General features: G+C 68.2%; 16 protein-coding genes. 10 read left to right on the top strand and 6 right to left on the bottom strand.

Features of this window, described 5'->3' with window-relative positions:
* Positions 1 to 17: 17 nt before the first annotated feature.
* Entirely contained in the window at positions 18 to 929 is a 912-nt protein-coding gene (murB, locus tag CQ039_RS06490) for a UDP-N-acetylmuramate dehydrogenase (RefSeq protein WP_105563037.1), read from the bottom strand.
* Between the two features lie 40 nt (positions 930 to 969).
* On the opposite strand from murB, the gene CQ039_RS06485 reads away from it, so the two are divergent.
* A complete protein-coding gene (locus CQ039_RS06485; protein WP_105563038.1) occupies positions 970 to 1,701 on the top strand; it encodes a hypothetical protein in 732 nt (243 codons plus the stop codon).
* A gap of 3 nt (positions 1,702 to 1,704) precedes the next feature.
* Here CQ039_RS06485 and murC read toward each other — a convergent pair whose 3' ends face one another.
* On the bottom strand, positions 1,705 to 3,150 hold the full coding sequence (gene murC, locus CQ039_RS06480; RefSeq protein WP_105563113.1) for a UDP-N-acetylmuramate--L-alanine ligase: 1,446 nt from the start codon (positions 3,148 to 3,150) through the stop codon (positions 1,705 to 1,707).
* 287 nt (positions 3,151 to 3,437) lie between these two features.
* Here murC and CQ039_RS06475 point away from each other — a divergent pair, with 287 nt between their 5' ends.
* From CQ039_RS06475 to CQ039_RS06465, 3 genes are all read left to right on the top strand, one after another.
* Entirely contained in the window at positions 3,438 to 4,517 is a 1,080-nt protein-coding gene (locus CQ039_RS06475; protein ID WP_105563039.1) for a site-specific DNA-methyltransferase, read from the top strand.
* A gap of 116 nt (positions 4,518 to 4,633) precedes the next feature.
* Positions 4,634 to 5,749 carry a glycosyltransferase family 4 protein gene (locus CQ039_RS06470; protein WP_105563114.1) on the top strand — a complete coding sequence of 372 codons (1,116 nt, stop codon included), beginning with the start codon at positions 4,634 to 4,636 and terminating at the stop codon, positions 5,747 to 5,749.
* A gap of 68 nt (positions 5,750 to 5,817) precedes the next feature.
* The gene (locus CQ039_RS06465) at positions 5,818 to 7,965 is read left to right on the top strand and encodes an amylo-alpha-1,6-glucosidase (RefSeq protein ID WP_105563040.1); all 2,148 of its coding nucleotides are present in this window, start codon (positions 5,818 to 5,820) and stop codon (positions 7,963 to 7,965) included.
* On the opposite strand, the gene mutY is transcribed toward CQ039_RS06465, so the two are convergent.
* Positions 7,962 to 8,981: an A/G-specific adenine glycosylase gene (mutY, locus tag CQ039_RS06460; RefSeq protein ID WP_105563041.1), complete on the bottom strand. Its 1,020-nt coding sequence runs from the start codon at positions 8,979 to 8,981 to the stop codon at positions 7,962 to 7,964. The two genes, CQ039_RS06465 and mutY, sit on opposite strands and share 4 nt — an antisense overlap.
* Before the next feature lie 21 nt (positions 8,982 to 9,002).
* Between mutY and CQ039_RS06455 the strand changes: the two genes are divergently transcribed.
* The 5 genes from CQ039_RS06455 to smc all read left to right on the top strand — a co-directional run bounded on the left by CQ039_RS06455 (position 9,003) and on the right by smc (position 15,076).
* A complete protein-coding gene (locus CQ039_RS06455; protein ID WP_105563042.1) occupies positions 9,003 to 9,566 on the top strand; it encodes a DUF721 domain-containing protein in 564 nt (187 codons plus the stop codon).
* Between the two features lie 34 nt (positions 9,567 to 9,600).
* On the top strand, positions 9,601 to 10,173 hold the full coding sequence (locus CQ039_RS06450; RefSeq protein ID WP_146112075.1) for a hypothetical protein: 573 nt from the start codon (positions 9,601 to 9,603) through the stop codon (positions 10,171 to 10,173).
* A gap of 153 nt (positions 10,174 to 10,326) precedes the next feature.
* On the top strand, positions 10,327 to 10,956 hold the full coding sequence (locus CQ039_RS06445; protein ID WP_105563044.1) for a DsbA family protein: 630 nt from the start codon (positions 10,327 to 10,329) through the stop codon (positions 10,954 to 10,956).
* A gap of 21 nt (positions 10,957 to 10,977) precedes the next feature.
* Positions 10,978 to 11,625: a thioredoxin domain-containing protein gene (locus CQ039_RS06440; protein WP_233190180.1), complete on the top strand. Its 648-nt coding sequence runs from the start codon at positions 10,978 to 10,980 to the stop codon at positions 11,623 to 11,625.
* A gap of 10 nt (positions 11,626 to 11,635) precedes the next feature.
* The gene (gene smc / locus CQ039_RS06435) at positions 11,636 to 15,076 is read left to right on the top strand and encodes a chromosome segregation protein SMC (RefSeq protein WP_105563046.1); all 3,441 of its coding nucleotides are present in this window, start codon (positions 11,636 to 11,638) and stop codon (positions 15,074 to 15,076) included.
* A gap of 166 nt (positions 15,077 to 15,242) precedes the next feature.
* On the opposite strand, the gene CQ039_RS06430 is transcribed toward smc, so the two are convergent.
* Complete coding sequence (locus tag CQ039_RS06430; RefSeq protein WP_105563047.1) at positions 15,243 to 16,100, bottom strand: WecB/TagA/CpsF family glycosyltransferase; 858 nt, start codon at positions 16,098 to 16,100, stop codon at positions 15,243 to 15,245.
* 70 nt (positions 16,101 to 16,170) lie between these two features.
* On the opposite strand from CQ039_RS06430, the gene CQ039_RS06425 reads away from it, so the two are divergent.
* A complete protein-coding gene (locus CQ039_RS06425; protein WP_233190181.1) occupies positions 16,171 to 16,632 on the top strand; it encodes a hypothetical protein in 462 nt (153 codons plus the stop codon).
* A gap of 121 nt (positions 16,633 to 16,753) precedes the next feature.
* Here CQ039_RS06425 and CQ039_RS06420 read toward each other — a convergent pair whose 3' ends face one another.
* On the bottom strand, positions 16,754 to 17,884 hold the full coding sequence (locus CQ039_RS06420) for a mechanosensitive ion channel family protein (protein ID WP_105563048.1): 1,131 nt from the start codon (positions 17,882 to 17,884) through the stop codon (positions 16,754 to 16,756).
* 219 nt (positions 17,885 to 18,103) lie between these two features.
* Positions 18,104 to 19,186 carry an undecaprenyldiphospho-muramoylpentapeptide beta-N-acetylglucosaminyltransferase gene (gene murG / locus CQ039_RS06415; protein WP_105563049.1) on the bottom strand — a complete coding sequence of 361 codons (1,083 nt, stop codon included), beginning with the start codon at positions 19,184 to 19,186 and terminating at the stop codon, positions 18,104 to 18,106.
* Positions 19,187 to 19,192: the final 6 nt, after the last annotated feature.

Below are 19,192 nucleotides of genomic sequence, written 5' to 3'. Positions count from 1 at the left end.
GCTCCGCCGGAAGCGGGTTACGTCCGGCCGATGCGCTTGATTTCCCAGTCCAGTTGAACGCCGGTCTTCTTCAGGACGTCGGCGCGGACCGTCTCGCCAAGGCCCTCGATGTCGGCGGCGGTGGCTTCGCCGGGGTTGATCATGAAGTTGGAGTGCAACTCGCTGAACTTGGCGCCACCGCCGGTTTCAGCGTGCAGCTTGCCGCGCCAGCCCGCCTCGTCGACCAGCTTCCACGAGGAATGACCCTCGGGGTTCTTGAAGGTCGAGCCGCCGGTCTTTTCGCGGATCGGCTGTGTCGTTTCGCGGCGGCTGGTGATCTCGTTGATGCGCGCCAGGACGGCTTCAGGCGCGTCGGGCGCGCCGCGGTAGGTCGCCTCCATCCAGATGATGTCAGCCGGAGCGTTGGAATGGCGATAGGTGTAGCCGAAGTCGGCCAGGGCCAACTCGACCCGCTCGCCCTGACGCGTCAGACCCCAGGCCGAGACCAGAACGTCCTTGGTCTCCGCGCCATAGCAGCCCGCGTTCATGGTCAGGGCGCCGCCGATGGTGCCGGGAATGCCGGCATAGAACTCCAGCCCTGCGATGCCCGCTTTCGCGGATGCTTTGGCCACCATCGAGTCCAGCGCGCCCGCGCCGGCCGTAATGATCTCGCCCTCAGTCGTGATGGCGGCAAAGGCACGCCCCGCCAGACGGATGACCACACCCTCGACCCCGCCGTCGCGCACGATCAGGTTGGAGCCGACGCCGATGATGGTGACCGGCACGGTCGCCGGCAGGGCCTTCAGGAAGTCAGCCAGATCGTCGGCGTCCGCCGGAATGAACAGAGCATCCGCCGCCCCGCCGACGCGGAACCAGGTGTAGGGCCCCAGCGGCTCGTTCAGCAGCAGCTTGCCGCGCACGTCAGGAAGGGCTTCAGTCCAGGTCGTCATTCAAATCTCTTGCGCGCGTCCAGTGTGCGATAAGGCTGCGATGCCCCGAACCACATCGACAAGCAAGAGGAAGCGCTTCCTCCCCGGTCTGCAAGAGCCGCTGCGCTCCATCCTGTTGATCCTCGTGATCACGCCGCCCAGCGTCATCAGCATCGGCGCCCTGAGCATCGGTCTGCTGTTCGCCGCCGAAAGCCTGGGCCGCAACCTGACGTTCGAGCAATCGCTCAACGGTGTCCTGGCCGTGTTGATGGCCTGCTTCTTCCTGCCTCTGGCCCACGCCGGGACCTATCGCTGGTTCTGGCACATCGAGAAGCGTCGGCAGGCCGGCCACTTTCTAAGCGGCGCATCCATGCCGGACGCCTTTTCCGAGCCAACCGAACCGCCGCCCGCCGTGCCGATCAGCCCGGGCCAGCGGGCCCTTTACGCCCTGCTCTATCTGGCGGCGATCGGCCTGCTGCTCTTCGTCTATCTACCGCTGGGCCATCAGGAAGTCATACAGGGCTTCATCGCCCGCTTCAGCTCCGGCCGCGCCTCGGCGGGCTCCTTGGCCGCCCTGCTGACGGCCTGGCTGCCGCTGCTGGGCGGCATGGCCGTGGTCATGCTGGCGCTGGAAGGCGACATGAAGAAGGTCCGCTCAGGCCTGCTGGAGCCGAGCGAGACCCTGCGGCTGCAGGGCCGCGTCGAGTGGCTGGGCGCCTTTGTCACAGCCTTCGCCATGACCAGCCTGTTCTGCTTTTTCTTTGGCGCGATGATCGCGCGCTACCTAGGCTAAGTCCTAGCCTAGGGCCTCCAGTTGCGCCGGCAGGGCGTAGGCCCAGCTGGTGATGTCGCCAGCGCCCAGCAGGACGACCAGATCGCCAGGCTTGGCCTCGTCCTTGATGACGCGCGGCAGGACGGCGGCGTTTTCCAGCGCGACGACCTGACGATGGCCATAGCGGCGGATGCCGTCGGCCAGAGCGTGCTTGTCGACACCCTCGATCGGCTGCTCGCCGGCCGGATAGACGTCGGCGACCAGAACGCTGTCGGCGTCGGCGAAGCAGGTGGAGAAGTCCTCCATCAGGTCGCGCAGGCGGGTGTAGCGGTGCGGCTGGACCACGGCGATGACACGGCCGGGATTGTCAGCGGACTGGACCACCTGACGGGCTGCTTTCAGCACGGCGGCGATCTCAACCGGGTGGTGGCCGTAGTCGTCGATGACGCGCACGCCGCCGACCACGCCCGTGGTGGTGAAGCGGCGCTTGACCCCGCCGAAACCAGCCAGGCCCTGACGGATGGAGTCGTCATCCACGCCCAGTTCGCGCGCCACGGCGATGGCGGCCAGGGAGTTGGAGACATTGTGCCAACCGGCCATGGGCAGATAGAGGCCCTCGATCCGCGTCGGCTCGTCCAGTGCGGCCAGACCCTGCCCCTGAATGACGACATCGAAACGCGACCCGTCGGGCGACATCTGCACGTTCTCGGCCCGGACCATGGCCTGGGGATTCAACCCGTAGGTGACCAGGCGACGGTTATCGATCTGGGCCGCCAGCTTCTGCACTTCCGGGTGGTCCAGGCAGACCACGCCGAAGCCGTAGAAGGGAATATCCTCGATGAAGTCGCAGAAGGCCTTCTTGACCGCGTCGAAGTCGCCGTAGTGGTCCAGGTGTTCCGGGTCGATATTGGTGATGATGGCCACGGTGCATTTCAGGCGCAGGAAGCTGCCGTCGCTCTCGTCGGCCTCGACCACGATCCAGTCGCCCTCGCCCACCTTGGCGTTGGTGCCATAGGCGTTGATGATGCCGCCGTTGACCACCGTCGGGTCCAGCGAACCGGCGTCCAGCAGGGCCGCGACCATGGAGGTCGTCGTCGTCTTGCCATGAGTGCCGCCGACGCCGACCGAGAATTGCAAACGCATCAGCTCGGCCAGCATCTCGGCGCGGCGCACCAGAGGAATGCGGCGTTCGCGCGCCACGACCAACTCCGGGTTCGTCGCCTTGACCGCCGTGGAATAGACCACCGCCGAGACGCCCTCGGTTACATGGGCCGCGTCATGGCCGATGTAGATGCGAGCGCCCAGCTTCTCGAGCCGCTCAGTGTTGGCGCTGGCCTTGGCGTCGGAGCCCTGCACCTGATAGCCGATCTTCAGCATGATCTCGGCGATGCCGCTCATGCCGATGCCGCCGATGCCGACGAAGTGGACAGGCCCGAGGGCGAACGGAACGGGGCGAAGGCGTGCGATCATCTTCGCGTCATAGCTCAGACGGGACGCGATTTGCATATCCTTCTTTCCTTCTCCCCTTGCGGGAGAAGGTGGCAGGCGGAGCCTGACGGATGAGTGGTCTCGCCGAGGTCTGGCTACGGGCTGCTTTTAGCGTCGCGCAACCCCGCATCCGACCTCGCTCCGCTCGGCCACCTTCTCCCACAAGGGGAGAGGGAAACGCGCCTTTTGTCGGGATCTTAAGTTTGGTTACTCCGCCTTAACCGTAAGGATTCACCATAAGCCCCTCATCTGTCCGGGGCCGCTTTTCCATGTCCGAGTTGAAGACCGACGTCATCCTGCGTGGCGACTGCATCGAGGTGCTGAAGGGCCTGCCGGACAAGTCGGTGGACATGGTCTTCGCGGACCCGCCCTATAACCTGCAGTTGGGCGGCGACCTGCTGCGTCCGGACAACTCCAAGGTCGATGCGGTCGATGACGACTGGGACAAGTTCGACAGCTTCGCCGCCTATGACGCCTTCACCCGCGCCTGGCTGACCGAGTGCCGCCGGGTGCTGAAGGACGAGGGCTCGCTCTGGGTCATCGGCAGCTATCACAACATCTTCCGACTGGGTTCGGCGATGCAGGACCTGGGCTTCTGGGTGCTGAACGACATCATCTGGCGCAAGTCCAACCCCATGCCGAACTTCAAGGGCACGCGCTTCACCAACGCCCATGAGACCCTGATCTGGGCCGCCAAGTCGCGTGAGCAGAAGCGCTACACCTTCAACTACGACGCGCTGAAGGCCTTCAACGAAGACACCCAGATGCGCTCGGACTGGACCCTGGCCCTGTGCACCGGCAATGAGCGCCTGAAGGACGAGAACGGCGACAAGGCCCACCCGACCCAGAAGCCCGAGGCCCTGCTGCACCGGGTGCTGCTATCGGCCAGCCGCGTCGGCGACGTGGTTCTGGACCCCTTCTTCGGCACCGGCACGACGGGCGCCGCGGCCAAGCGTCTGGGCCGCCACTTCATCGGCATCGAACGCGACGAGACCTACGCCAAGCTGGCCGAGAAGCGCATCAAGGCGGTCATCCCCGCCGCGCCCGAGGACCTGGTCGTCACCGGCTCCAAGAAGGCCGAGGTCAAGGTGCCGTTCGGCGCCCTGGTCGAGGCGGGTCTGCTGGCCCCGGGCGACAAGCTCTACTGCCCCAAGGGCGACCATGAGGCCCGCGTGCGCGCCGACGGTTCGCTGGTGTCCGGCTCCATGAGCGGCTCGATCCACAAGCTGGGCGCCCTGCTGGAAAACGCCCCGGCCTGCAACGGCTGGACCTACTGGCGCTTCAAGACCGACACGGGCCTGCGCCCCATCGACGCCCTGCGCGCCGAAATCCGCGCCGGTATGCAGTAGGCGAGACTTCTCCTCCCCATTCCATGGGGAGGAAAGATGTCCCGCCAAGCTGGAACCCGGCTCACCGACCCGTGTTGACGACTCCAGAGCGTCTGCGGGGGCGCGGGAGTCGGATGATGAAGATCGCCCAGGTCACGCCCCTCTATGAGGCGGTGCCGCCACGGCTTTACGGCGGCACGGAGCGGGTCGTGGCCCACCTGACCGACGCCCTGGTCGATCTGGGTCACGACGTCACCCTGTTCGCCAGCGCCGAGGCCGAGACGCGGGCGCGGCTGATCCCGGTTCGGGATCAGGCCATCCGCCTGGACCCGGAACCGCTGAAGTCCGATCTGGCCGCGCACATGACCATGCTGTCCCAGGTGCTGGACCGCGCCGACGACTTCGACATCATCCATTTCCACACCGACATGGTGCACTTCCCCTTCTTCCGCGATCTGGCGGACCAGACGATCACCACCCTGCATGGGCGTCTGGACCTGAAGGACCTGCCCCAGGTCTATCAGCACTGGCCCGAGTTCGGCCTCGTCTCCATCTCCGACGATCAGCGCCGCCCCCTGCCCCAGGCCAACTGGAAGGCGACGGTGCATCACGGAATGCCGGGAGACCTCTATCGCTTCTCGCCGAAGTCGGAGGGCTACCTTGCCTTCCTCGGCCGCATCTCGCCCGAGAAACGCCCCGACCGGGCCATCGAGATCGCTGCGCGCCTCGGCAAGCCGCTGAAGATGGCGGCCAAGGTGGACGCGGCGGACAAGGCCTATTGGGCGACCGTCATCAAGCCGATGATCGACGGCAATCCGCTGATCGAGTTCGTCGGCGAGATCGGTGATGATCAGAAGTCGGCCTTCCTGGGCGGGGCCGAGGCCCTGTTGTTCCCCATCGACTGGCCCGAGCCCTTCGGTCTGGTGATGATCGAGGCCATGGCCTGCGGCACGCCGGTCGTCGCCTTCCGCTGCGGCTCGACGCCCGAGATCATCGAAGACGGGGCCACCGGCTTCCTAGTGGACACGATGGATCAGGCCGTTGCCGCCGCTGGGCGGGCGCACAAACTGGACCGCGAGGCGATCCGGGCCCGGTTCGACCTGCGCTTTTCGGCCACCGCCATGGCCCGCCGCTACCTCGACGTCTACGGCGACCTTTTGGCTCGACGGCCCTATGCGGCCCATGTGCTGGACGGGGCGCGCCCCCGGGTCCGCATCGCCGGCGAGGACCGCAGCTTCGCGGCCATCGGCTGAACCCTTCGGCGGTTCACCCATTTCCCTGAGGGGCGGCTGAGCGATCTTCGTCAGAAGCGAGGCAGACCATGGACGACGCCTATTCGGTCCAGACCACCGCCGCCGACAACAGCGATCAGGACGGCCTCGAGACCCTGATGGCGCTGAAGGACGCCGACACCTTTCTGGTGGCGGACCACTGGGGCGACGTCAAAAGCGGCGCGGACGGCCTGTTCGACCGGGACACGCGGATGCTGTCGCACTTCGTCCTGACGGTTGGGCGGGCGCGACCGTCGCGGCTGAGTTCGGGCGTCACCGAGGACAATGTCTTCTTCACCTGCCATTCGACCAACCGCCCCCTGCCGCCGATGGGCGGACGCTCGGCCCCGGCGGGGGTGCTGCATCTGGAGCGGCGGCGCTTCCTCTGGGACAAGCGACTGTTCGAGCGGGTGCGGATAGTCAACCACGGCATCGAGGACATCCTGTTGCCGCTGGCCTTCGAGTTCGGCGCCGACTTCGCCGACATCTTTCAGGTGCGCGGCACGATGCGGACGGCGCGCGGCGAGATCCATGCGCCGGTCATGGACGGCCGCCGCGTCAGCTTCAGCTACACAGGGCTGGATCAGGTGCTGCGGACCAGTTGCCTGGCCTTTTCCGAACCGCCGGCGCGGCTGAGCCCCAATCGGGCCGAGTTCATGTTCAGCCTGCCCAAGGGCAAGAAGCTGGATCTCTATGTCGAATGCGGACTGGACGTCTGCGACGCCCCCGATCAGGAGCGTTGGCGCTGGAATTCCATTCAGGCCCGCCTGGCCATGCGCCGACGGATGCGGCGCGGAGCCAGCGTCCAGGCGGCCCGCAATCCGCGCGTCAATGACTGGCTGAGGCAGTCGCGCACGGATGTGGCCCTGCTGACCACCGACCTGCCGACCGGCCCCTATCCCTATGCCGGCGTGCCGTGGTTCTCGACCCCGTTCGGGCGCGACGGCATCATCACCGCCTGGCAGATGCTGTGGATCGACCCCAGTCTGGCCAAGGGGGTGCTGACCTATCTGGCCGCGCGACAGGCGACCGAGGTCAACGCCTTCATGGACTCCGCCCCCGGCAAGATCATGCACGAGACGCGCGGCGGCGAGATGAGCGCCTTGGGCGAGGTGCCCTTCGGCCTCTATTACGGCGGGGTCGACACCACCTGCCTGTTCATCGCCCTGGCCGGGGCCTATGCTCGGCGCACCAACGACATGGAGACCATCCGCGCCCTGTGGCCCCACCTGATCGCTGCGGCGGGCTGGATGAGCGACTATGGCGACAGCAACGGCGACGGCCTGATCGACTACGCCCGCGCCGCCGAGACCGGCCTGTCCAACCAGGGCTGGAAGGACTCAGAGGACTCCATCTTCGACCGCGACGGCTGCTTCCCCAAGGGTCCGGTGGCCCTGCTCGAGGTCCAGGGCTACGCCTTCGCCGCGTGGACGGCCCTGGCCGACATGGGCGTCCTGCTGGGCGACGATCAGGCGGCCCAGTGGCGGGCGCGGGCCGAGGCCGTCCGGACCCTGGTCGAGGAGCGGTTCTGGATGGAGGATCAAAACTTCTACGCCGTGGCTCTCGACGGCGACGGGCGTCAGATGCGGGCGATCGGCTCCAACGCCGGGCACCTGTTGTTCAGCGGCCTGCCGTCGCCTGAGCGTGCCCGACTGGTGACGCGGCGGATGCTGACGGCGGAGTTCCGTTCAGGCTGGGGCTTACGGACCCTGGCCAAGGGTCAGGCCCGCTTCAATCCGATGAGTTATCACAACGGCTCGGTCTGGCCGCACGACACAGCCATGGCGGCGGCGGGCATGGCTCGTTACGGCGAACGCCAGGCCGTCTCCATGCTGCTGGGCGAGGTCTTCGGCGCGGCGGCCCATTTCCAGTTGCGCCTGCCCGAGCTGTTCTGCGGCTTCGTGCGCGAGACGGGCGAGCCGCCCATCGCCTATCCGGTCGCCTGCCTGCCCCAGGCCTGGGCGGCGGGATCGGTCTTCCTGATGCTGCAAGCTGTGCTGGGCGTGTCGATCAATGCGGCCGAAGGGCTGGTCGAGGTGTCCAATCCCGCCATGCCCACAGGGCTGCACCAGATGTCGATCCTGGACCTCGAAGTCGGCGACAGCGCCATCGACCTGACCTTCCAGCGGCTGAACAACCACGTCGTCGTCATGCCCCGCGAACGACGGGGCACGGTCAGTCTGAGAGTGACAGGCTAGGCCGCCAATCCGCGCTCGAGCGCCTTGCGGAACACGGTCGGCAAAGCGGCCAGAGCCTGATCCGCCTCGGTCCACAGGAAGTCGCCCTCGCCCGCGCCGACATGGACCGTCAGGGTCAGGCTGAAGTGGGTGAAGACGTGCTCGACCGCCCCTGCCTCGGTCCAATCCGCCATAGGGGGTGGATCAAAGGCGGGCGCCGCGTTCCAGTCCGAGGTCGGCAAACCAAGCATGCCGCCCAGCAAGCCCTTGTCAGGACGGCGCACCAGGCCGATCCGCCCCTCCCTGTCACGCAGGACGAAGGCATGGCCGTGGCGATGCGGGCGCTCGGCCTTCTTGGTCTTCAGCGGATAGCGGGCCGGATCGCCGGTCTTTAGCCCCTCGCAACCGAAGGCCAGCGGGCAGACCTCGCACGAGGGCGACTTGGGCCGACAGACGCCGGAGCCCAGATCCATCAGGGCCTGGGGCCAGTCGCCGGGGCGATCGTCGCTGACAAACAGGGCAGCCAGCCGCTTCAGCTCGGGCCGAGCGGCGGGCAGAGGCGCCTCCAGCGCGAACAGCCGGCTCATGACCCGTTCGACATTGCCGTCCACGACGTTGGCGGGCCGGTCAAAGGCGATGGCGGCCACAGCGGCGGCGGTATAGGCGCCCACCCCCGGCAGAGCCAGCAGCCCCGCCTCATGGTCTGGAAAGACGCCGCCATGTTCGCTGGCCACGGCGCGGGCGCAGGCCAGCAGGTTGCGGGCGCGGGCGTAGTAGCCCAGCCCTGCCCAGGCGGCCATCAGGTCGGAATCTTCAACCGCAGCCAGATCGCTGACCGTCGGCCAGCGCGTCGTGAAGCGCTCGAAATAGGGGGCGGCGTGCGGCACCGTCGTCTGCTGCAGCATGACCTCGGACAGCCAGACCCGATAGGGATCGGTGCGCCTGTCCGACCCCGGCGGCGCGCGCCACGGCAGGGTCCGCGCATGGGCGTCGTACCAATCAAGCAGGGCGGCGCGGAGGGAAGAGACGTCGGGCATGGGTCGCGGTATATAGGACGAATGCGTCGTCCTCTGCCCACCGAAAGCGAAGCCCGCGAAATCCTGGCCCGACGCCGGACGCGCCCGCAGTTGCGCCCGCCGCCCCCTGCCGGTCGCTCGCTGGCCCCGCTGATCAAGAAGCTGGACGCCCAGTTCGGACGCGGCGCCGGCGCGCTGGAGCCGCGCTGGGTCGAGATCGTCGGCGAGCGGCTGGCCCGCGTCACCCGCCCGCAGAAGCTGACCAAGGGCCGCGGGACCGCCGGCGGCACGCTGGAGCTGCGTGTGGCCGGCCCAGCCGCCCTGCTGGTGCAGCATCAGTCCGAGGACATCATTCAGCGTGTGAACCTGTTCCTGGGGGCTGGATCGGTCGAGCGGCTGCGCATCGCCCAGGGCCCCGTGAAGCCCCTGCCTGTGGCGGGCACCAAGCCGCGCGCGCGCGGCAAGATCGTCCTGCCGCCCCTGCCCGCGTCCGTCGAGGCTGAACTCGCCACCTCGGTGGAGGACGCCCCCGACAGCCTGAAAGCCGCGCTGAGAAAGCTGGGCCGCGCCGTGCTGTCACAGCCCCCCGAAAACGAGCGCCGTTGACAAACCTTCGCCGCAAGAGTGTTCCAGTTGACGAATGACCGACAGCAGCTTGACCAGCGTTGAGGCATCAACACCGAAAGGTGTTCCCTATGATCGCCAAGCCATGGCGGTCAGTGAATGGTCCGCCGATATCTATGCCGCACTGAAGGATTGGGCCGGCAACTTCACCTCCAGATGGGAGTGGTGGCAGCCTGGCTACTTGGTGCTCACGATCACGGGTGATGAGAACGGCGCGGTCGAACCTGTTCAGATCGACACCTGCGAAGATGAACTGACAGTCTTCGTCGGAATGTGGGAAACACATCTTCCGACATATGAAATGCCAGCCGACAATGAGCTTGCTCTGGCTGTCGCAGAAGCAAAGCGGCTGACCGAGGACTGGCGTGTTTCACACCTTCTGACTGTGGTGTTTTTTGACGGCAACGAGAAGTGGTGTGGCTCACTGACATCCTCGCCAGAGGAGCTTTCCGAGCGGCTGCAGTACGGCGTTGAGTGGATCAGCAACTTCGGCCCGAAGCGGGCCGAGGTGCGGTCAGCGCGACGTGACCAGTGGCGGTTCTTCTCAGTCACCCCCGACCACAGACTTGAGGAACAAATTTCGGGATGACGCTTGGGTCAATCCGACCTATTCCGAGGGCACTTAGTCGAGCGCAGATTGGCCCAACCTTCGCCGCACCTGTTCTCGACAAATAAGCGGATCGCGCGCGCCTTAGGGAATCGCGCCATCCTTCAGAGTCACACTCTCGTTCAAGGACGCCCCATGGCTACGTTCCGTTACGCATCGATGAGCCGCCGCGCGGCCCTGACCGCAGCCGCCCTGGCCGCCATGGCTGCTGTCGCCGGTTGCACCGCCAAGTCGGGCGGCGACGCCAAGGGCGATATGGCCGTCGGCGCCGGCGCTGACGCCAAGGTCACCGTGGTCGAATACGCCTCGGTCACCTGCGGACACTGCGCCGTCTGGAATGAGGAAGTCTGGCCCGAGTTCAAGACGAAATACGTGGACACCAAGAAGGTCCGCTACGTCTTCCGCGAATTCCCTACCCCGCCGCAGGACATCGCCGTCGCCGGTTTCCTGATCGCGCGTTGCGCCGGCGAGGACAAATACTTCGACGTCGTCCACGACATCATGGCCAGCCAAAAAGAATGGATGGTGGGCGTTCCGCCGCGGACCACCCTGTTCCGCGCCGCCGCCGCCGCCGGTCTGAGCCAGGAGCAGACGGAGGCCTGCATCCGCGACAAGGCCGCCATCGAAGAGATGAGCAACCGCATCAAGGCCGGCATCGACGCCGGCGTGACCGGCACGCCGACCTTCATCGTCAACGGCACCAAGGTTCTGGACAGCAGCCTGTCGGGCCTGTCGGAAGCCATTGACGCGGAACTGGCGAAGTAGTCGATGCGGGCGCGGCCAGACATGATCAGATCCTTTGCAACTGCCGCCATGGCTCTGGCCGCTCTGGCCATCGCGCCCGCCGCCTTCGCGACCGACACCCCTTCGGCAGCGACGACGGCTGCGGCCGTCGCCGCCGTGCCGGCCGTGACGGCCGCCGACCGCGTCCTGGGTCGCGCCGACGCGCCGGTGACGGTGATCGAGTACGCCTCGTTCACCTGCAGCCATTGCGCCGCCTGGACCAATGACGTCCTGCCGGCGTTCAAGGCTCGCTACATCGACACAGGCAAGGTCAGGCTGGTCTTCCGCGACCTGCCGACCCAACCGGTCCAGGCCGCCGCCACGGCCGCCGCCATTGGACGCTGCGCGGCGCCGGGCAAGTTCTTCGACGTGGCCCATTCGCTCATGGCCGGGCAGGCCGCCGCCTTCGCCAGCGGCGACGCGCGCAACTGGTACATGAGCGCCATAGGCGTCAGCGGCCGCACCGAGGCTCAGATCGACGCCTGCCTGAGCAACCCCGCCACCGGTCAGACTCTTCAGGCCGACATCGAGGCCGCCGTCGCGGCGGGCGTCAACGGCACCCCCACCTTCTTCGTCAACGGCCATCGCGCCGCCGACCATTCGATCGAAACCCTGTCGGCGGCCATAGACCCGCTGATCAAGGGGCGCTAAGCCCCCGCCGATGCAGTTCCAGAGACTGAAGCTCGTCGGCTTCAAATCCTTCGTCGACGCGGCGGAAGTTCAAATCGAGTCCGGCCTGACCGGGGTGGTCGGGCCGAACGGCTGCGGCAAGTCCAATGTGCTGGAAAGCCTGCGCTGGGTCATGGGCGCCAACTCGGCCAAGGCCATGCGCGGCCAGGGCATGGACGACGTCATCTTCGCCGGCGCCCAGGGCCGTCCGCCGCGCAGCCACGCCGAAGTCGTCCTGACCATCGACAACGCCCAGAAGCGCGCGCCCCAGCCCTTTACCGACAGTCCCGTTCTGGAGGTGTCGCGCCGCATCGACCGAGGTCAGGGCTCGACCTATCGCATCAACGGCAAGGAGGTCCGCGCCCGCGACGTCCAACTGCTGTTCGCCGACGCCTCAACCGGGGCCAACTCGCCCGCCCTGGTGCGTCAGGGCCAGATCTCGGAACTGATCGCCGCCAAGCCGCAGAACCGTCGCCGCATTCTGGAAGAAGCGGGCGGCGTGGCGGGTCTGCACACCCGCCGTCACGAAGCCGAACTGCGGCTGAAAGCCGCCGAGACCAACCTCGACCGGCTGGACGATATCGGGCGTGAGCTGGAGACGGCGTTGAACCGGCTGAAGCGCGAGGCGCGTCAGGCCGAGAAGTACAAGAAGATCTCGGCCGAGATCCGCGCCCTGCAGGCCGCCCTGCTCTACGTCCGCTGGAACGACGCCAAGGCGGCGGCTGAAGTCGCGGCCCAGGAACTGCGCGACGCCGACCGCGCCGTGGCCGAGGCCGGCGCCGCCGCGACCAGGGCCGAGGCCGACGCCCTGAAGGCGCAGGACGCCATGAAGCCCGCGCGCGAGGAAGACGCCGTGGCCGGCGCCCTGCTGCACCGCGCCACGCTGGAGCGCGACCGCCTCGACATGGCCGAACAGGCCGCGCGCGCCGAGGTCGACCGGCTGAAGGCCGAAGCGGCGCGCATCGCCTCTGACGCCGAGCGCGAAGAGCGCATGGCCGCCGACGCCCAGCGCGAACTGGACCGGCTGGACCACGAACTGACCAGGCTGAAGGCTGAAATCGCCGCTGCGCCCGAGCGCGGGCCGGAGCTTGAGAAGGCCCTGCTGGCCGCCGAGGACGCCCGCAAGGCCGCCGACGGCGAGGTCGAGCGTCTGGCCGGCACCCTGGCCGCCGTCGAGGCCCGCGCCAACGCCGAGAGCGCGCGCAAACGCGACGCCGAGGCCCGTCTGGCCCGCGTCGTCGGCCAGCACGATCAGGCCAAGCGCGACCGCGAGGCCCTGGGTCCCATCGAGACGCCAGAACTGGCGTCCGCCCGCACGGCGCTGGAAGCAGCGCAGGCCGAACTGACGGCGGCGCGCGAAGCCGTCGAGGCCGCAGAAGCCGCGCGCGGCGATCTGGCCCGCGTCGAGGCCGAGGCCCGCACGGCGGCTCGCGCCGCCGAGGACCGACTGGGCCGCTTGCAGACCGAGGCGCGGGGACTGGCGCAACTGCTGGTCACCGGCAAGCGCGACCATCCGCCGGCGCTGGACAAGGTGTCGGCGGCCAAGGGCTATGAGGCGGCGTTGGCTGCGGCCCTTGGCGACGATCTGGACGCCGCGCTGGACGCCCGCGCCGCCGCCCACTGGGCAGGCGCCAACGCCCCCTCTCCGGTCTGGCCGCAGGGCGTGACGCCGCTGGCCGATCATGTGACTGCGCCTGCCGAACTGGCGGCGCGTCTGGCCCTGTGCGTTGTCGCCAGCCAGTCCGACGCGTCGCGTCTGGCCAAGACCCTGCCGACCGGGGCTCGTCTGGTGACGGTGGAAGGCGACCTCTATCGCTGGGACGGCTTCGTCAGCCGCGCCGAGGCGCCGCGCCCCGCCGCCGTGCGTCTGGCCCAGCGCACGCGTCTGGCCGAGCTCGAAGCCGAGATCGACACGGGCAAGCCGGCTCTGGAAGCGGCGCAGACGGCCCAGAAGAGCGCGACCGAAGCCTTCCGCGCCGCCGAAGAGACGGTGAAGACCGCCCGCCTGAAACCTTTCGCCGCCGACAAGGCCGTGACCGTCGCGCGCGACCGGGTCGAAAGCCTGATGCGCGACCAGACCCGGCGCGAGGCCCGCGCCCAGGCCCTGGACGAGACCGTCGTCCGGCTGGACGGCGAAGTCATCGAGGCCAAGACGGCGTTGGAGGCCGCGCAGAGCGTCGAAGCCCCGTCCGAGACCATCGCCGGCCTGCGCGACGAACTGGCCGCCGCTCGTGTGGCTGCGGACACCGCGCGTCAAGCGGCCCAGACCGCCCGCTCGACCCGCGACGAGGAGGCGCGCGACCGCGCCGGACGCGAGCAGCGTCTGGGCAGCCTGAGCCGCGCCCACGAGGGCTGGGCCGGACGGTCCAAGGAAAGCGCCGCCCGCGTCGCCGCCCTGGGCAAGGACGCCGACAAGACCGCCGCCCTGTTGAAACAGGCTGAGATCGCGCCGCAGGGCTTCGCCGAGCAGCGAGGGACCTTGATGGACGCCCTGATCGCCGCCGAGACGCGCAAGAGCGCCGCCGCCGAGGCCCTGTCGCTCGCCGAGAGCACGGCAGGCGAAAGCGATCGCGCCAGCCGCGCCGCCGAGGCCGCCGCCGCGGCCGCGCGCGAAGCCCGCGCCGGTCTGGCCGCCCGCGCCGAGGCCGCCTCTGAGCGTCTGGTCGAGGCCGAGGCCAATGTCCGCGAAACGGCGCAGATGTCGCCGGACGAACTGGGTCAGAAGCTGATCGACGACGCCATCGCCCGCCCGCCGGACACGGCCGGCGCCGAGAACCTGCTATCCGGGCTGGAGCGCGAGCGCGAGGCCCTGGGTGCGGTCAACCTGCGCGCCGAAGAAGAGGCCAACGAATACGGCGAACGTCTGGGCGCCATGAAGTCCGAACGCATCGACCTGACCCAGGCCATCGCCAAGCTGCGCGACGGGATCGACGAACTGAACGCCGAGGGCCGCGAGCGGCTGGTGGCGGCGTTCGACGTCATCAACGCCAACTTCAAGGCCCTGTTCGAGGCATTGTTCGGCGGCGGCCAGGCGGAACTGAAGCTGGTCGAGAGCGACGACCCGCTGGAGGCCGGTCTGGAAATCTACGCCTGCCCGCCCGGCAAGCGCCTGTCGGTCATGAGCCTGATGAGCGGCGGCGAGCAGGCCTTGACGGCGGCGGCCCTGATCTTCGGCGTCTTTCTGGCCAACCCGGCGCCCGTCTGCGTGCTGGACGAGGTGGACGCGCCGCTGGACGACGCCAACGTCGACCGCTTCTGCCGGATGCTGCACGAGATGCGCAGCCGCACCGACACCCGCTTCATCGTCATCACCCACAACCCGGTGACCATGAGCCGGATGGACCGCCTCTATGGCGTCACCATGCCCGAGCGCGGCATGAGCCAGTTGGTCAGCGTCAACCTGAACCAGGCCGAGCAGATCGTGGCGGGCTGAGCTCAACCTTTCCTCCCCATTTCATGGGGAGGTGGCGCGGGCGCGCAGCGACCGTGACGGAGGGGGCGGCGCTGCCGTCAGCCTAGATTCTCTGATTTTCAAACGTACCGTCGTCCCCTCCACCGCTACGCGGTCCCCCCCCCCCACGAAGTGGGGAGGAAAGAGGTCAGCGCTTGCGCCGCATCGCCGCGCGCACGTCGCCAAACGCAGGCCCGATCAGGAACCAGGGCTCGACGCAGTAGCGCGTGAACAGGCGTTTCGGGTCGGCGAACAGGCGGAACAGCCATTCGACGCCCAGTCGCCCCATCCAGCGGGGCGCCGCCTTCTGCACGCCCGCCTCATAGTCGAAGGCGGCGCCGACCGGCAGGATGACCGCATCCGGCAGAGCCTCGATATTGTCGGCGATCCACAGCTCCTGACGCGGCATACCCATGCCGACGAACAGGATGTTGGGCTGAAATTCCGTGATGGCGGCGAGGACGGCGGCGCTGCCCGCCGAACCCAGCGTGGCGTCGAAGTAGCCGGACAGGCCCTTGATCACCGCCCCCGGATAGCGTGCGGTCAGCCGTTCGGCCGCCATGGTCGCCACGCCGTCGGCGCCGCCGACATAGAGGACGCGCCAGCCCTGACGGTTGGCCATGCTCCAGAACTGATCGCGCCAGTCCAGATAGGTGCAGCGGTGGAAGGGGCGGCTGTGGAGGCCCAGCAGCCGGGTGAAGTGAATCAGAGGGGTGGAATCCAGCTCGACCACGTCGGCCAGATCATAGAGCCGCCGCATGCCCGGCGTGCGCGGCAGCAGATAGAGGCTGTGCAGGTTGTGGTTGGCGATGATGCTGCGCGCGCCCGCATCGACGCAGCGCTCGACGTGCAGAAGCACCTCTTCGGGACGCATCAGATCGACGGTTTCGCCCAGGATGCGGACACGCTCCTCGGGTCGGCGCTTCTGCCGGAACGGGCGACGTTCACGCGCCCGTCGGTCGGGCGAGGCGGCGGCGAGATCGACTCCGAACGGTTCCTGATTCATGGCTTGGCTATAGACGCGGCGTCTCAACACGTGGTTTTCGGATGCGGTTAACGAAACACGGAACACCCTGATGAAGCGAGCCCTCATGGCGTCGGCGACCAGTCTTGCCGTCCTGCTGGCCACAACACCCGCGGCGGCGCAGGACCACGCCCTGGTCCTGACCGGCGTGGGGCGTTTCGCCATCTTCGCCGACGCCGCCTCGTTGACGCCCGACGGCGACGGGGTGCGGATGCGGTCACTTCAGGTCAGCGAAGAAGACATGATCATCAGCGGCGTCGCCTATGCCGGGGGCTGGTCCTGGTGGCGGTTCGACTGCATGGCGCAGTCGGCGGACCGGCTGGACTTCGCCTCGTTGCGCGCCGACGGCGTCGAGGGGCCGGCCACGCCGACGAAGTCGTCGCCCTATGCCATCAGCCCCGGCGGCGACGCGGCGGAACTGGCCGCCGTGGCTTGCGGGTCGGTGGCGCGCGCGGCGGATGCGGTCAGCACCGGCGACGCCGTGCGGATCGGGCGTGCGCGGATGAAGGACTGATCTTTCTCCCTCCCCTTCATGGGGAGGGTGGTCGCGAAGCGACCGGGTGGGGAGGGCGTGGCAATACAGGTGCGGCGCTTGATTTGCCGCGCCGCCCCCACCCGGCTTCGGCCTATCGGCCTCACCCACCCTCCCCATGAAGGGGAGGGAGAATGTCGCGACTGTTTCGATCCAGGTCCACCCGGTCCCTCGGCAGGGCTTGGGGGCATTCATCCCGCATGAAGGCCAGCATCTTCTCACGCACCTCGCAGCGCAGGTCGAAGGCGACCGAGGCGTTCCTGGCGCTGGTCAGGCAGCGGACCTGGGCCACGCGGGCGGTAATGTCGGTGACCTGCAGGGACACCACGTCGCCGTCCCACAGGGGCGAGGCGTGGGCGATGGACTCCAACTTGACCCGCAGGCGGTCGATCGGCGCCTCGTAGTCCACATAGAGGAAGGCGACGCCGATCAGGCGGCTGTCGTCGCGGGTCCAGTTCTGGAACGGCTTCTGGATGAAATAGGTCAGGGGCAGGATCATCCGCCGCCAGTCCCAAAGCTTGACCACGACATAGGTCGAGGTGATCTCCTCAACCCGCCCCCACTCGCCCTCGACGATGACGGCGTCGTCCAGTCGGATGGGCTGGGCCGTGGCGATCTGGATGCCGGCCAGCAGGTTGGTCAGGAAGGGTTGCAGCGCCAGACCGGCGACGATGCCCACCACCCCCGCCGAGGCCAGCAGCGACAGCCCCCACTGGCGCACGCCCGGAATGGTCAGCAGCGCCAAGCCGAGCGTGATCAGGCCGATCAGGATGGCCGCCACACGCTGCAGGATGCGCGTCTGGGTGACGTGCTTGCGGGCCAGGAGGTTATCCTCCGTGTCCATGTTGAACTTCTTCAGATGGACAACCGCCCCCATGTCCACCGCGCCCGCCAGCATCCAGCCGCAGACCAGGATGAAGCCGAACAACAGGGTGCGCCGGATGAAGAGCGAGGGTTCCGGGTCCAGCGGCGAGACCGTGACCGCCAGGGCCAGGGCGATGATCATCACCGCGATGCGCACCTTGAGTCGGGCGCGCCCCAGCATGCCCTTCCAGAAGACGTCGCGGTTGCGCACGGCCAGCTTCAACAGAGCGAAGACGACCTGATTGGCCGCCCAGCCGATGAAGACGAAGACGGCGGTGATGATGGTGATCACCGCCCATTCGGGCAGCCAGTGGAACTGATTCCACAGGGCGAAGACGTTGTTGGTCAGATTGACGACGAACTGAGGCATGGGCGAAGCCTAGCCAGCTTCGCCGACCGGGGCCACGCCCGTCTTTCCTCCCCATTTGTGGGGAGGGGGACCGCCCCCGGGTCTCGCCTTCGGCGAGCCCGAGGACAGGCTACGCGGTGGAGGGGGCGGCGCGGAGTCAGGCTTCGAGACGCCCCCTCCGTCTCGTCCGCTGCGCGACCGAGCCACCTCCCCATCGCTGCGCGACAGGGAGGAAGGGGTTTAAATCGCCGCTTCGACCAGGTCGGCCAGCCTTTGCGCCGCGTCGGGGATGGCGACCGAGCGGGCGGCGGCGGACATGGCGGTCAGCTTGACCGGGTCGGACAGAACCTCGGCCAGGACAGCGGTCAGGCTGTCCACCGTCACGTCGTCCTCGGCGATGACGCGGGCGGCGCCGGCCTCAGACAGGGCGCGGGCGTTCAGGGTCTGGTGGTCGTCCATGGCGATCTTCAGCGGGATCAGCACGGACGGAAGGGCCGCAACCGCCAGCTCCGAACAGGTCGAGGCCCCGGCGCGGCCGATGACCAGATGCGCCTTGGACAGGCGATCCGCCATATCGCGGAAGAAGGGGGCGACCTCGGCCTTGATGCCGGCCTCCAGATAGATCTGGCGGGCGCTTTCCAGCGTCTCGGGGCGCGACTGCTGCTGGACGTGCAGGCGGCTGCGGATGGCCTCAGGCAGGGCCGCCAGGGCGCGGGGCGCAGTCTCGGACAGGATGCGGGCGCCCTGACTGCCGCCGGTCACCAGCACATGGATGGGGCCGTCGCCAGCGGGCGCGACATAGGTGCGGTCGAACAGGGCGCGGATGTCGGGGCGGACCGGGTTGCCGACCACCTGGGCGCGGGTCTTCACCGCCTCCGGCGCGCGGCCGAGGGTCGGGAAGGCCGAGGCCACGGCGCCGACGCGCGGCGCCAGCATCCGATTGGTGCGGCCCAGCACCGCGTTCTGTTCATGGATCAGAGTCGGGCGCTTTTGCAGGATGGCGGCGACCAGAGCGGGGGCGGAAGGGTAGCCGCCAAAGCCGACCACCACGTCCGCGCCGGTGCGGTCAAAGGCCGACTTGGCCTGTCCGACGCCGCGCCAAATCGCCAGACCGGCCTTCAGCAAGCCGATAGGCCCGCGACCGGTGGCGGCGTCCAGCGCCAGGCGTTCCTCGGCAGGAAAGGCATGGGCGTACTGCTCGCCGCGTGCGTCAGTGGCCAGAACCACGCGCCAGCCGCGCGAGGCCAGTTCGCGGGCCAGGGCCTCGGCGGGGAACATATGGCCGCCAGTGCCCCCGGCGGCGACGACGCAGACCTTGTTCATGCGATA

The sequence above is a fragment of the Brevundimonas sp. MYb52 genome (assembly GCF_002979535.1).
Lineage (GTDB): Bacteria > Pseudomonadota > Alphaproteobacteria > Caulobacterales > Caulobacteraceae > Brevundimonas.
Note: the sequence above shows the minus strand (reverse complement) of the source record. Positions and strands in the feature narration are given on the sequence as shown.